Source organism: Streptomyces solitudinis, assembly GCF_036323765.1.
Lineage (GTDB): Bacteria > Actinomycetota > Actinomycetes > Streptomycetales > Streptomycetaceae > Streptomyces.
This window is the reverse complement of sequence record NZ_JAZDCW010000003.1, coordinates 174040-186734: the sequence shown is the minus strand read 5'-3', so window position 1 is coordinate 186734 and position 12695 is coordinate 174040. Positions and strand designations below refer to the sequence as shown.

Below are 12695 nucleotides of genomic sequence, written 5' to 3'. Positions count from 1 at the left end.
GGTTCAGGCGCCGGCCCGGTTCAGGCGGGGCGGCCGGTGCCGAGGATCTCCGACAGGAGCAGGAGACGGGCGAGCGCCTCGGCGTGCTCCCCGCCGGAGGAACCGGCGACGGAGAAGCGGGCCCAGACGGCCTTGCCGGCCGGGCCCGGCGCCGTCCAGCCCCACGCCTCCGCGAGGCAGTCCACGATCTGGAGCCCGCGCCCCGACTCGGCCAGCTCGTCCGCGGAACGCACGGCGGGCGCGCTGCGGCCCGCGTCGAGCACGGCGCACAGCACCGTCCCGCCGTGCCGCAGGAGGCTCAGCATCACGGGCCGCGCGTGCGGCGGGTCCCAGGGCTCCGCGCTGTGGCACAGCGCGTTGGTGACCATCTCGGAGACGGATATGGCGACGTCGTCGACCAGCTCCGCGAGGCCCCAGCCGCGCAGCGCGGCACCGGCGTGGCCGCGGGCCGCGCCCGGCGAGCGGGGACCGCTGTCGAGCGTCCAGGCTGCGAAGGCGGCACCGCCGGGCAGCGGCCCCGCAGGGCCGCGCGGGGCCGGGGACGCCGACAGGGACGGGGACGCCGGCTGGGCCGGGGAGCCTGCCGGAGCCGGGCCGTCGGCCCGGTCCAGCAGGGAGAAGGGCGCGCGGCCGGAAGCGAGGCCGCTGAAGGGTTCGGACGCACCGGAGTCCGCCCACCTTGCCGGATGAATCATCACGAACCCCGCAGCCGGTAGACCGTTTCGACGGATGGCGGTCACGTCAAGCGGTCACGTCCATCAGAACACGCTTGCGGAACCCATCCTGGGCCATCTGTACTTACGCCTGCAAGTGCGGATGCAAGTACAGCTGCAAGCACAGTGGCCGATGAGGCACTATGCACTCTGAAGATCTTGGTGTTGCTGAAGTGACGAAAGAGGCGGGTATGCCCGAAAGCGAGCAGTTCGACAACGGCGTCCCGGCGACCCGGCTGGACGGTGTCCTGTGGCGCAAGAGCCGCCGCAGCAACCCCAGCGGGAACTGCGTGGAACTGGCCGGACTGCCCACCGGCGGCATCGCCGTCCGCAACTCACGCTATCCGTCCGGTCCGGCCCTCATCTACACCGACGCCGAGATCGCCGCCTTCATCCAGGGCGCGAAGGACGGCGAGTTCGACGACCTGGTGACGGGCGCCTGAACGCCCCCCGCACCCCCTCCGCCCGGATCACGGGCGGCTGTACAGGCGGACCGCTCGATGGGACACTGAGCGGCCGTCCCCTTACCCGGAGCACGCAGGAGCAGGCGTGATGTCAGCCCAGCCCGAAGAGCAGTCCGCGGTCCGGCGGGTACTCGCCCAGCCCCGCGGCGGGCCGACCGTCCTGCGCATCGTGCTCGGCACCCACCTGCGGCGCCTGCGCGAGGGCACCGGCATCACCCGGGAGGCCGCGGGCGAGGCGATCCGCGGGTCGCACGCCAAGATCAGCCGCCTGGAGCTGGGGCGCGTCGGGTACAAGGAACGCGACGTCGCCGACCTGCTGACGCTCTACGGCGTGCACGACCCGGCGCAGCGCGAGGAGTTCCTCACCCTCGCCCGGCACGCCAACAACCCCGGCTGGTGGCACCAGTACAGCGACGTGCTGCCGAACTGGTTCGAGACGCTGCTCGGCCTGGAGGAGGCCGCCTCGGTCATCCGCACCTACGAGGTGCAGTTCGTGCCCGGCCTGCTCCAGACCGCCGAGTACGCCAGGGCCGTCACCCGTCTCGGCCACTCCCGGGCCCCCGAAGCGGAGATCGAGCGCCGGGTGAGCCTGCGCATGCGCCGTCAGGAGCTGCTGGGACGGCCGCACGCGCCGCGGCTGTGGGCCGTCATCGACGAGGCCGCGCTGCGCCGGCCGCTCGGCGGCCCCGCCGTCATGCGCGACCAGATCGACCACCTGCTCGCCGTCGCCGAGCAGCCGAACGTGACCCTCCAGGTGGCCCCGTTCCGCATCGGCGGCCTCGCGGCGGCGGGCGGCCCGGTGACGCTGCTGCGGTTCAACGAGCCCGACCTGCCCGACATCGTGTACCTGGAGCAGCTCACCAGCGCGCTGTACCTGGACAAGCGCCCCGAGGTGGAGACGTACATGGTCGTCATGGACCGGCTGTGCGCCGCCGCCGAGACGCACGAGCGCACCACGGAGTTCCTGCGCACCCTGCGCGCGGAGCTGTGACCCGCGGCCGCGGAGGGCGGCCGTGAGGCTGTGACGTCCAGCCGCGACCGGCAGTCGTGACGCCCAGCCGTGACGGGTGCGGGCCCGGCGCCGTGCGCCCCCCGCGTGCGCCCGCCCGTCTCCGGGCGGGCGCACGCGGCAGCGGCACGCGGGGGGGGCCGTCAGATCAGGCCCTGCGCCAGCATCGCGTCGGCCACCCGCTCGAACCCGGCGATGTTGGCGCCGCGCACGTAGTCGCCCGGGGCGCCGTAGCGCTCGGCGGTCTCGTGGCAGGTGGTGTGGATGTCCCGCATGATGTCCGTCAGCGCCTCCTCGACCTCCGCGAAGGTCCACACCGTGCGGGCGGCGTTCTGCCGCATCTCCAGGGCGCTGGTGGCCACACCGCCCGCGTTGGCGGCCTTGCCCGGCCCGAAGGCGACCCCGGCCTCGGTCAGCACGCGGACACCCTCGGGCGTGGTGGGCATGTTGGCGCCCTCCGAGACGGCCTTCACGCCGCCGCGCACCAGGACGGCTGCGGCGGCCTCGTCCAGCTCGTTCTGGGTGGCACAGGGCAGCGCCACGTCGGCCGGCACGTCCCACACCGACCCGTCGGCCACGAAGCGCGCCGAGGAGCCGCGCCGCTCGGCGTAGTCGGCCACCCGGCCGCGCTCGACCTCCTTGACCTGCTTGAGCAGGGCGACGTCGATGCCCTTGTCGTCCACCACGTAGCCGCTGGAGTCCGAGCAGGTGAGCACGTTGGCGCCCAGCGCGAGGGCCTTCTCCGCCGCGTAGATCGCCACGTTGCCCGAGCCGGAGACGACGACCTGCTGCCCGTCCAGGTCCTCGCCCCGCACCCGCAGCATCTCGGCGGCGAACAGCACGGCCCCGTAGCCGGTGGCCTCCGGGCGGGCCAGGGAGCCGCCCCATCCGGGCGCCTTGCCGGTCAGCACGCCGGCCTCCCAGCGGTTGGTGATCCGCCGGTACTGGCCGAACAGGTAGCCGATCTCACGTCCGCCGACGCCGATGTCACCGGCCGGCACGTCGGTGTGCTCGCCGAGGTGGCGGTGCAGCTCGGTCATGAACGACTGGCAGAAGCGCATCACCTCGGCGTCCGAGCGGCCGTGCGGGTCGAAGTCGCTGCCGCCCTTGCCGCCGCCGATGCCGAGCCCGGTGAGCGCGTTCTTGAAGATCTGCTCGAACCCCAGGAACTTGACGATGCCCAGGTTGACGGAGGGGTGGAAGCGCAGGCCGCCCTTGTAGGGGCCGAGCGCGCTGTTGTACTCCACCCGGAAGCCGCGGTTGACCTGCACGCGGCCCGCGTCGTCCACCCAGGGGACGCGGAAGATGATCTGGCGTTCCGGCTCGCAGATCCGCTCCACGACGCGGGCCTCGGCCAGCTCCGGGCGCGCCTGAAGGATCGGGTCCAGGGTTTCCAGCACTTCGCGCACGGCCTGGTGGAACTCCGGCTCTCCGGGGTTGCGCCGCAGGATCTCGTCGTACAGCGGCTCGTTGCGCATCGGGGGGATTCCTTCCCTGGGCATCATGTCCGGCCGACCGTAGGATGCCGCACGCACGTGCGGCAAAGCTGTTGCGGACCACACACCGAGACGTCTCCACCTCGGCGGGAGGGCGGCGGCCGTCCGCGCGCCACGTGGGCCGCGCGGGCGCGGCGGCGCGGGCGGAGCCCCCTCGGGGCGGCCCCGGAGGGCGCTCCGCCGGGGAGCGGCGGGCCCTGGTGGGGAGCGGCGGGCCCGGGTGGGGACAAGGGAACGGCCCCGGAGAGTCAGGCCTCTCTCCAGGGCCGTTCCGGCGGGGCGTCGCGCTGGTGGCACAGGCGAGCCAGCACCCCCCACAGGGCCAGCACCGCCGCCTAGCGTCTTCCGACACCCCATCCCGCGGGATTGCGATGTGAGTCTGTCGAGAATCTCCACCGGTTGCACATCGACCGAACAGAATCGGTAACGTTGGGTATTAAATAAGTGGCAGGAAGTGATAGGGCTACGCGTCAGTAACATGACGGTCACCCGCAGCTCACCAGGCACGTTACGGGCCGCACTGGGCGCTGTGCCCAGGGCACCGTGTCAACGGGGACTTCCGAGCCGTCTCGAACACGGCTGAAAATGATCGGAAACCCAGCCGAAATCACGGGACCCACGTGCACGGTGCACATGCGCCCGGCAGCAGCGGCCCGCGAACCCCTAGACGCCGGACTCCCGGGCGGCGGCGATCTGGCGGGACATGATCGTCGTCAGCTCGTAGGCGGTGTGCGAGGCGGCGACCGAGGTGATCTCCGCGTGGTCGTAGGCCGGAGCCACCTCCACCAGGTCGGCCGAGACCAGGTGGCAGCCGGAGAGCCCGCGCAGGATTTCCAGCAGCTCCCGGGAGGTGAGCCCGCCGGCCTCCGGCGTACCGGTGCCGGGCGCGTGGGCCGGGTCGAGCACGTCGATGTCGACGGAGACGTACAGCGGCCGGTCGCCGATGCGCTGCCGGAGCTGGTCGGTCACCTCGTCCACGCCGCGCCGCATGACGTCGGCCGCGGTGACGATGCCGAAGCCCATCTTCGCGTCGTCGTCCAGGTCCTTCTTCCCGTACAGCGGGCCACGGGTGCCCACGTGGGACAGGGCCGAGGTGTCCAGCACGCCCTCCTCCACCGCCCGGCGGAACGGCGTGCCGTGGGTGTACGCGGCACCGAAGTAGGTGTCCCACGTGTCCAGGTGCGCGTCGAAGTGCAGCAGGGCGACCGGGCCGTGCCTGCGGGCCACCGAGCGCAGCAGCGGCAGCGCGATGGTGTGGTCGCCGCCGAGCGTCATCAGGCGGGCGCCGCTGTCCAGGAGGCCGTCCGCCGCTGCCTGGACGGTCTCCACGGCCTCGTTGATGTCGAACGGGTTGACCGCGATGTCCCCGGCGTCCGCGACCTGCGCGAGCGCGAAGGGCGCGGCGTCCTGGGCCGGGTTGTAGGGGCGCAGCAGCCGGGACGCCTCCCGGATGGCGTTGCCGCCGAAGCGGGCGCCCGGACGGTAGGAGACGCCCGAGTCGAAGGGGACGCCGACGACCGCGACGTCGGCGGCGCCGACCTCGTCCAGCCGCGGCAGCCGGGCGAAGGTGGCCGGACCCGCGTAACGGGGGATGCGCGAGGAGTCGACCGGTCCGACGGGCCGGTCGGCGGGGCGGGGGCTGCTCTCACTGGTCATGGGCGCGAGCCTAGGTGGCCCACCGGCGGCGCTGACATGGACGGATGTGAGCGGGCGGGTGCCGCGTTTTGGACACTTGGTCCAGCGACCGCACTGACGCGCGACAATGGGGGCATGCCTGCGTCCCCCGTGCCCCCCGTGCCCATGGAGCCCGCCGGCTCCGCGGCAGCCGCCGTCCCCACCCGCGCCGAACTGGTCGAGCACCTGCGCCGCACCCGCATCGCGGGCGACGTCGCCACCCCCCGCGACAACAACCTGGCCCACTACCGCGCGCTCGCCAACGGCGACCGGCACTACTGGTTCGGCCTGGAACTGGGCGAGCGGTGGCGCGACGAGCAGGACGTGCTCGCCGTCATGGCCGAGCGGGCGGGCGTCGTGGACGACCCGCAGCACCGCACCGGGCAGGACACCATCGACCCCGAGCTGACCGTCGACGCCCTGGAGCGCGCCGCCGTCCGGCTGCGCAAGGCGGCGGGGGACCGCGAGCGCGTGCTGTTCGCCACCGGCCACCCCGGCGGGCTGCTGGACGTCCACCGGTCGGTCGCCGCCGCCCTGCGCGCCGTGGGCTGCGCCGTCGTGCGCGTCCCGCTCGGGCTGGTCGCGGACGAGGGCGTCGTCGTGCAGCTCGCGGACGTGGCCATGCACGAGCGCGGGGCGACCCTGTGGCACACCCACTCCCCCGCACCGATGCGGGAGATCCTCGACGCCCTGCCCCGGCACGGGGAGCCGCTGCCAGACCTCGTCATGGCCGACCACGGCTGGGCCGGCTGTGCCGGGCAGCGCGGCCTGGACACCATCGGCTTCGCGGACTGCAACGACCCGGCCCTCTTCGTCGCCGAGGCCGAGGGCACGGTGGCGGTGACCGTCCCGCTGGACGACCACGTCGCCAACCCGCGCTTCTACGAGCCGATGACCGCCTACCTGCTCGCCGCGGCGGGGCTTCCCCTGCCCGGCTGACCGCCCGCGCGCGGCGGCTCAGCCCGAGCGCGGCACCCGCACCGCGCCCTCCTGGATCACCGACGCCACCAGCCGCCCGTCGGCCGTGTAGATCTGGCCCCTGGCCAGGCCCCGGCCGCCCTGCGACGTGGGGCTGGCCTGGTCGTAGAGCAGCCACTCGTCGGCGCGGAAGGGCCGGTGGAACCACATGGCGTGGTCCAGGCTGGCGCCCACCACGTCCCCGACCGTCCAGCCGCCCCGCCCGTGCGCGAGCAGCACCGAGTCCAGCAGCGTCATGTCCGAGACGTAGGTGGCCAGGCAGATGTGCAGCATCGGCTGGTCCCGCTCGCCGTCCAGCTTGCCGTGCGTGCGGAACCACACCTGCGAGCGCGCCTCCCCGGGGCCCCGCCCCGCCGCCGCGTACGGCGGCTCCCTGACGTACCGCAGGTCCACGGCCGCCCGCGCCTCGGCCAGCCGCCGGGCCACGTCCGGCTCGGTGAACAGGTGGGCGTGGCGCGGCAGCAGGTCGGTGGAGTTCGGCAGCGTCTCCGGGTCGGGTGCCCGCGGCATCGGGTCCTGGTGCTCCAGCCCCTCCTCGTACGCCTGGAAGGACGCCGAGAGGTGGAACACCGGCTGCCCGTGCTGGACGGCGACGACGCGGCGCGTGGTGAACGACCGGCCGTCGCGGATGCGGTCCACGGTGTAGACGATCGGCGCGCCGGGGTCGCCGGGCCGCAGGAAGTAGGCGTGCAGGGAGTGCGCGGGACGGTCGTCCGGCACCGTGCGCCCGGCGGCCACCAGCGCCTGCGCCGCCACCTGCCCGCCGAAGACCCGGGGCACGACGGCCGGGCGGCTGGCGCCGCGGAAGATGTCCCGCTCGACCCGCTCCAGATCGAGCAGGCCGAGCAGGGAGTCGAGGGCCTCGCTCATGGCGGGGGAACTTACAGGCCCATGGACTTGGCGACGATGGAACGCATCACTTCGCTCGTGCCGCCGTAGATCCGGGTGACGCGGGTGTCCCCGTAGAGCCGGGCGATCGGGTACTCGCGCATGTAGCCGTACCCGCCGTGGAGCTGGAGGCACCGGTCGATGACGCGGCCCGCCAGCTCGGTCGTGAACAGCTTCGCGGACGCGGCGTCGGCCGGCGTCAGCTCGTCGGCGTCCAGGGCCTCCAGCGCGCGGTCGCAGACGGCCTGCATGGCGTCCACGTCGCTCTGGCAGTCCGCGAGGACGAACTTGGTGTTCTGGAAGGCCGCCACCGGCTTGCCGAAGACGGTGCGGTCGCGGACGTACTCCTGGGCGAAGCGCACGGCCGCGGCGGACTGCGCGTAGGCGCCGAGGGCGATGGCGAGGCGCTCCTGCGGCAGGTTGTGGGTGAGGTACTCGAACCCCTTGCCCTCCTCGCCGAGCAGGTCCTCGACGGGCACCTTGACGTCGGTGAAGGACAGCTCGGCGGTGTCGGACGCCTTGAGACCGAGCTTGTCGAGCGTGCGCCCGACCTCGTAGCCGGGGCTCTTCGCGTCCACGACCAGGATCGAGATGCCGCCACGCCGGTCCCCGGGGTCGGCGGGTGCGGTGCGGGCGCACACCAGGACGCGGTCGGCCTGCACGCCGCCGGTGATGAACGTCTTGGCGCCGTTGAGCACGTAGTGGGTGCCGTCCTCGGACAGCCTGGCGGTGGTCTTCATGCCCGCGAGGTCCGAGCCGGTGCCGGGCTCGGTCATGGCGATGGCCGTCATCAGCTCACCGGCGACGAACCCGGGCAGCCAGCGCCGCTTCTGCTCCTCGCTGCCGTACTTCAGCAGGTACGGCAGGCACAGCCCGGTGTGCACGCTGGAGCCGCCGAAGCTGACGCCCGCACGGGAGCACTCCTCGGTGATGACGGCGTTGTACTTGAAGCTCGTCTCCCCCGCGCCGCCGTACTCCTCGGGCACCTCGATGCCGAAGACGCCCAGCTCGCCGAGCTGCTTGTAGAAGTCGCGCGGGACGTACCCCTGCTTCTCCCACTCCTCGTAGTTCGGGACGACCTCGGCGGCGATGAAGTCCCGGATCGTCTCCCGGAACGCCTCGTGGTCCTTGTTGAACACCGTGCGCCGCATGAGCGCCTCCTTGGGACTGCGGGCGGGCTAGCGGCGAGGCGCCGCTTTCTAAGCGCTTGCTCAGCGCAAGCTACCCAGAGCCCCGTGCGCCTGTCCAGAGGTGCCGGACCGGGCACGGCGCCCCGGCACGACGAAGGCCCGGTCTGCGCGGGGCAGACCGGGCCTTCGTCGACGAGGGTGAATGACGGGACTTGAACCCGCGACATCCTGGACCACAACCAGGTGCTCTACCAGCTGAGCTACATCCACCATGACCGGAGTGCGGTTCCCCGAAGGTTTTCCGCACCGGCCGGATACGAGTGTACAGGGTTCTGAACCGGGTTCACGACCGCCTTCTGCGCCTCCGCCGGGGACGCCGCGGACCGCGCGCGGACGGCGCCCGCAGTCCGTCCCCGGGGACGGACTCCGGGCGGGCACGCGCCCTCCGGGGACGGGCCGCGCTCAGCTCCCGGGCCCGGCCGGGACGACGTGCCGGGCGGCGATGGCCCTCGCCGTCTCGGAGTCGGGCCCCGGCGGCGGCACGAAGACGGCCTCGCGGTAGTAGCGCAGCTCCGCGATCGACTCCCGGATGTCGGCGAGCGCCCGGTGCGTCCCGCCCTTCTCCGGGCTGTTGTAGTACGCCCGCGGGTACCAGCGCCGGGCCAGCTCCTTAACCGAGGAGACGTCCACCAGCCGGTAGTGCAGGTGCGCGTCCAGCCGTGGCATGTCACGGTGCAGGAAGCCCCGGTCGGTGGCGATGGAGTTGCCGCACAGCGGGGCGCGGCCGGGCTCGGGGGCGTGCTCCTTCACGTAGGCGAGCACCTGCTCCTCCGCGTCCGCCAGCGTCGTGCCGTCCGCCAGCTCGTCGAGCAGGCCGGAGGCGGTGTGCATGGCCCGCACGACCTCCGGCATGGCGGCCAACGCCTCGGCAGGGGGACGGATCACGATGTCCACCCCCTCGCCGAGGACGTTCAGCTCCGCGTCGGTCACCAGCGCCGCCACCTCGACGAGCGCGTCGCCGGTCAGGGAGAGGCCGGTCATCTCGCAGTCGATCCACACCATCCGATCGTTCATGCGAGCACCCTACGTCGGCGCACTGACCGAGGCGCCGCTCATGGCACGGCCCGCCCCCGCTGGCCCGGCAGTCTGGCCGCGAGGACGTCCCGGCGGCGGCCACCGGCCTCCGCCGCCCCGGCGATGACGAGCCCGGGCTCGGCGTACCCGACCTCCTGCGGCGCGTCCGCACGCTGCTCGGGCCGCCCCGCCCGGTCGGGGCGCTCGTGGCGTTCGGTGCGGGCGTGCGGCACCCGGGCGCTCGCCCCGGAGCCCGGTGGTCCGCCCTCCTGGCCGTCCATCCCCTCGCCGCCGGCGCCCGACGGACGACGGGCCCGGTAGGCCGCCCGGTACGTCGCCGGGGAGGCCCCGAGCTGCCGCCGGAAGTGGCCGCGCAGGGCCACCGGCGACCGGAAGCCGCAGCGCGCCGCGACCTCGTCCACCGAGTAGTCGGACGTCTCCAGCAGGCGCTGCGCCTGGAGCACCCGCTGCGTGATCAGCCACTGCAGCGGCGCGCTGCCGGTCAGCGACCGGAACCGCCGGTCGAAGGTGCGCCTGCTCATGTAGGCACGGGCGGCCAGCGCCTCCACGTCGAACTGCTCGTGGAGGTGCTCCAGCGCCCAGGCGACGACCTCGGCCAGCGGGTCGGTGCCGATCTCCTCGGGTAAAGAGCGGTCCAGCCGGTGCAGTTGCCCGACCTCGCCCCCGCCGTTCCCGCGCCGCGGCGGCACGACGAGCCGCCGCGCCAGCGCCCCGGCGGCCTCGGCCCCGTGGTCGGTGCGCACCACGTGCAGGCACAGGTCGATGCCCGCGGCGGTGCCCGCGGAGGTGAGGATGTCGCCGTCGTCCACGAAGAGTTCGCGTGGATCGACGTGGACGGCCGGGTACCGCTTGGCCAGCGTGGGCGCGTACATCCAGTGCGTGGTGGCCGGGCGGCCGTCCAGCAGCCCGGCGGCGGCGAGGACGAACGCGCCCGTGCACAGCCCCATGATGCGGGCGCCTTCCTGGTGGGCGCGGCGCAGCGCGTCCAGGGCGGCGGACGGCGGCGGCTGGGTGATGGAGCGCCAGGCGGGGACGACGACCGTCCCGGCCCGCGCGATGGCGTCCAGGCCGTAGGGGGCGGTCAGTTCCAGACCGCCCGTCGTGCGCAGCGGGCCCTCTTCTCCCGCACATACCAGCAGGCGGTACCTGGGTACGCCCGCGTCCTGCCGGTCGACGCCGAAGACGGAGAGCGGGATCGAGCTCTCGAATATCGGTCCGCCGCCGAACAGCAACACCGCCACGATCTCGCGACGCCGCCGGGCGGTCAGTTTCCGGACGGGCGCGGGGCCGTGCGATGGGTCCTGGCTCATGTGTCTAAGCCCCCCTCAGTGGTCGCTTTCCTCTCGGTGTTGCACGGTTTCCCCCGCCGTGGTTCTGCCAAGATCGAATTTACTGCGTCGCACGGGGCTGACGGGACAACTTCGTCACGCAGCGCTATGTCGACAAGACAACGTGGCGTAAACCATTCGATCACGAAGCGTTGCATCCGTCGACGCCGCCGGGAAGGTGCTTGTGGTTCCCCGGCCCCGCCACCGTAGGGTGCACAGCCCCCGTATGGTCCTTTCAGCGCAGGTCAGACGGCTGATGGGCAGGAACCCGGCAAGGCGGGTAGCCCGCTTGCAAGTTGGCCGAAAAAAGCGCAGAGGCATATGTGCGACCCATACACCCTGAGCGTACGCCTGTGCACAAGACCAGGGGTCACCGCCCGGCCACTCGATCAGGCGGCGGGGGCGCGCCCGGCTCTGCCACCGCGGGGGCTGGAGCAGGACGGGCAGGTCGCGGCGCCTGCCGCGGGGTCCGCCCGGCGTGCGGGGCGCTCGGCGCGGCGCAGCAGGAACCGGCACACCGCCGTGACGGCGGCCAGGCCGGCGGCCGTACCGATCGCGCCGCCTGCCGAGGAGCCGCAGATCAGAAGCGTGCCCAGCACCAGCGAGCAGCCCGGCACGGCCCAGCGCAGCAGCTCGGCCGCCTGCCCGGCCGGGTGCGGGGGGAGGGCCGCGCGGCCCGGGAGCGGCCGCCGGCCGCGCGGCGGGGACGCCGGGCGGGACGGCAGGGACGGACGGGTGGGACGGGACGTGGGCATACCCTGTTCAACGCGCGGAGCGGCCCCCGGTCACTCGCGCGGCGGGCCGGACCGGTGCCGCGGCGCTGCGGCACCGGGGGCGCACGGGAGCACACGGAAGCAGCGGAGGCGGTGCGGCGGACCGGGCCGCCGCCGGGGGCCGACGAGGGGGCGCGCTCCGAGACGGCGTTGCGCCGGGCGGCCCGCTGCGGCATGCTTCGGCCTCACCCGCCCGGGCGATACGGGCCGGACCCTCTGGGCATGGCGCGCACCGCGCCGTACCCTGGGGTCAGGGGACACAAAAGGCATTTCCCAGACTTTCATTGAGCCCGCAACCATCCGCCCCTCTCCCGAGGACTTCTTCGCCGAGACGCACATGGCCGGACACGAGATCCCCGAACCAGCGGACCGCAAGCCGGTCGCCGACTTCCCGGTGCTTCCGGACGCCCCGCTGGACGCCGCCGAGTCGCGGCACCCCTGCGACCCGGCCTTCCGGCACGGTGTGGTCGTCGGCTTCGACGGCTCCCTCTCCAGCGAGCGGGCGCTCGCCTACGGCGTCGGCATGGCCCGCCGCTCCGGCTCCGGACTGATCATCGTCCACGTCGCCAACCGGTTGCCGACCACCGTCTGGGCGGGCTGCGAGCCCCCCGTCTTCGTCGACGTGCCCGACCAACGCACCGAGGTCCTGGGCCTGGAACTGGCCTGCGCCGACCACCTCGGCGAGGTGCCGTGGATCCTCGTCGAGCGCGGCGGCGACATCTGCCACGAACTGGAGGAGGTCGGTCGCGAGTACGAGGCCGACGCCATCGTGGTCGGCTCCACGCACGGCATCGTCGGCCGCATCTTCGGCTCCGTGGCCGGGCGCCTGGCCCGCCGCGCCCAGCGCCCCGTCGTCGTCATCCCCTGAGCCCGCGCGTCCGGGCCGACTAACCTACTCACGCGTAGGAAGTGGATTGTGCGCTTGTGACGGGCATATAGCCGTACAACGCGCCGCCGCGGGAAAGTGACGGTTCCCGGTCAGGCGGCTTGCGCCGACGTAATGGGCGACGTCGGCACGCAGGAAGCGGCCCCGGAGCGCATGGTGGCACGCACCGGGGCCGCCTCGCCCGCCCCCGCCCCGCGGCCACGCGCCGCCCACGGGGGTGCGGCGGCCACGCCGGGCGACGCCACCGGCACCTCGCGTGAT

At 73.5% G+C, this 12695-nt stretch carries 12 protein-coding genes and 1 tRNA gene; 4 read left to right on the top strand and 9 right to left on the bottom strand.

What is annotated here, in order from left to right; translation table 11 throughout:
* Positions 1-20: 20 nt before the first annotated feature.
* Positions 21-695 carry an ATP-binding protein gene (locus V1J52_RS08405; RefSeq protein ID WP_330139016.1) on the bottom strand — a complete coding sequence of 225 codons (675 nt, stop codon included), beginning with the start codon at positions 693-695 and terminating at the stop codon, positions 21-23.
* Positions 696-904: 209 nt separating this feature from the next.
* On the opposite strand from V1J52_RS08405, the gene V1J52_RS08400 reads away from it, so the two are divergent.
* Together V1J52_RS08400 and V1J52_RS08395 are read left to right on the top strand one after the other, a co-directional pair.
* Complete coding sequence (locus V1J52_RS08400; RefSeq protein WP_330139015.1) at positions 905-1156, top strand: DUF397 domain-containing protein; 252 nt, start codon at positions 905-907, stop codon at positions 1154-1156.
* Between the two features lie 109 nt (positions 1157-1265).
* Positions 1266-2168 (top strand): Sco1979 family transcriptional regulator, encoded by a 903-nt coding sequence (locus V1J52_RS08395; protein ID WP_330139014.1) that lies wholly within the window; start codon positions 1266-1268, stop codon positions 2166-2168.
* Positions 2169-2329: 161 nt separating this feature from the next.
* Here the strand turns inward: V1J52_RS08395 and gdhA are convergent, their stop codons facing one another.
* Positions 2330-3664, bottom strand: coding sequence for an NADP-specific glutamate dehydrogenase (gene gdhA / locus V1J52_RS08390; RefSeq protein ID WP_330139013.1), 1335 nt, complete (start codon positions 3662-3664; stop codon positions 2330-2332).
* A gap of 681 nt (positions 3665-4345) precedes the next feature.
* Positions 4346-5338 (bottom strand): agmatinase, encoded by a 993-nt coding sequence (gene speB / locus V1J52_RS08385; protein ID WP_330139012.1) that lies wholly within the window; start codon positions 5336-5338, stop codon positions 4346-4348.
* A gap of 114 nt (positions 5339-5452) precedes the next feature.
* Here speB and V1J52_RS08380 point away from each other — a divergent pair, with 114 nt between their 5' ends.
* Positions 5453-6295, top strand: coding sequence for a phosphatase (locus V1J52_RS08380; RefSeq protein WP_330139011.1), 843 nt, complete (start codon positions 5453-5455; stop codon positions 6293-6295).
* Positions 6296-6313: 18 nt separating this feature from the next.
* Here the strand turns inward: V1J52_RS08380 and V1J52_RS08375 are convergent, their stop codons facing one another.
* The 6 genes from V1J52_RS08375 to V1J52_RS08350 all read right to left on the bottom strand — a co-directional run bounded on the left by V1J52_RS08375 (position 6314) and on the right by V1J52_RS08350 (position 11530).
* The gene (locus V1J52_RS08375) at positions 6314-7204 is read right to left on the bottom strand and encodes an acyl-CoA thioesterase (protein WP_330139010.1); all 891 of its coding nucleotides are present in this window, start codon (positions 7202-7204) and stop codon (positions 6314-6316) included.
* Between the two features lie 11 nt (positions 7205-7215).
* Complete coding sequence (locus tag V1J52_RS08370) at positions 7216-8373, bottom strand: acyl-CoA dehydrogenase family protein (RefSeq protein WP_330139009.1); 1158 nt, start codon at positions 8371-8373, stop codon at positions 7216-7218.
* A 176-nt stretch (positions 8374-8549) separates the two neighbouring features.
* A tRNA-His gene (locus V1J52_RS08365) sits at positions 8550-8622 on the bottom strand.
* Between the two features lie 192 nt (positions 8623-8814).
* Positions 8815-9426, bottom strand: a complete 612-nt coding sequence (orn, locus tag V1J52_RS08360) for an oligoribonuclease (protein WP_330139008.1) — start codon at positions 9424-9426, stop codon at positions 8815-8817.
* A 38-nt stretch (positions 9427-9464) separates the two neighbouring features.
* Positions 9465-10757, bottom strand: a complete 1293-nt coding sequence (locus V1J52_RS08355) for a GlxA family transcriptional regulator (protein WP_330139007.1) — start codon at positions 10755-10757, stop codon at positions 9465-9467.
* A gap of 407 nt (positions 10758-11164) precedes the next feature.
* The gene (locus V1J52_RS08350; protein WP_330139006.1) at positions 11165-11530 is read right to left on the bottom strand and encodes a hypothetical protein; all 366 of its coding nucleotides are present in this window, start codon (positions 11528-11530) and stop codon (positions 11165-11167) included.
* 355 nt (positions 11531-11885) lie between these two features.
* On the opposite strand from V1J52_RS08350, the gene V1J52_RS08345 reads away from it, so the two are divergent.
* Positions 11886-12416, top strand: coding sequence for a universal stress protein (locus V1J52_RS08345; RefSeq protein WP_330139005.1), 531 nt, complete (start codon positions 11886-11888; stop codon positions 12414-12416).
* Positions 12417-12695: the final 279 nt, after the last annotated feature.

Coding starts and splice junctions, on each gene's coding strand:
- V1J52_RS08405 (WP_330139016.1), bottom strand. CDS start 695: ATGATTCATCCGGCAAGGTGGGCGGACTCCGGTGCGTCCGAACCCTTC.
- V1J52_RS08400 (WP_330139015.1), top strand. CDS start 905: ATGCCCGAAAGCGAGCAGTTCGACAACGGCGTCCCGGCGACCCGGCTG.
- V1J52_RS08395 (WP_330139014.1), top strand. CDS start 1,266: ATGTCAGCCCAGCCCGAAGAGCAGTCCGCGGTCCGGCGGGTACTCGCC.
- gdhA (WP_330139013.1), bottom strand. CDS start 3,664: ATGCGCAACGAGCCGCTGTACGACGAGATCCTGCGGCGCAACCCCGGA.
- speB (WP_330139012.1), bottom strand. CDS start 5,338: ATGACCAGTGAGAGCAGCCCCCGCCCCGCCGACCGGCCCGTCGGACCG.
- V1J52_RS08380 (WP_330139011.1), top strand. CDS start 5,453: ATGCCTGCGTCCCCCGTGCCCCCCGTGCCCATGGAGCCCGCCGGCTCC.
- V1J52_RS08375 (WP_330139010.1), bottom strand. CDS start 7,204: ATGAGCGAGGCCCTCGACTCCCTGCTCGGCCTGCTCGATCTGGAGCGG.
- V1J52_RS08370 (WP_330139009.1), bottom strand. CDS start 8,373: ATGCGGCGCACGGTGTTCAACAAGGACCACGAGGCGTTCCGGGAGACG.
- orn (WP_330139008.1), bottom strand. CDS start 9,426: ATGAACGATCGGATGGTGTGGATCGACTGCGAGATGACCGGCCTCTCC.
- V1J52_RS08355 (WP_330139007.1), bottom strand. CDS start 10,757: ATGAGCCAGGACCCATCGCACGGCCCCGCGCCCGTCCGGAAACTGACC.
- V1J52_RS08350 (WP_330139006.1), bottom strand. CDS start 11,530: ATGCCCACGTCCCGTCCCACCCGTCCGTCCCTGCCGTCCCGCCCGGCG.
- V1J52_RS08345 (WP_330139005.1), top strand. CDS start 11,886: ATGGCCGGACACGAGATCCCCGAACCAGCGGACCGCAAGCCGGTCGCC.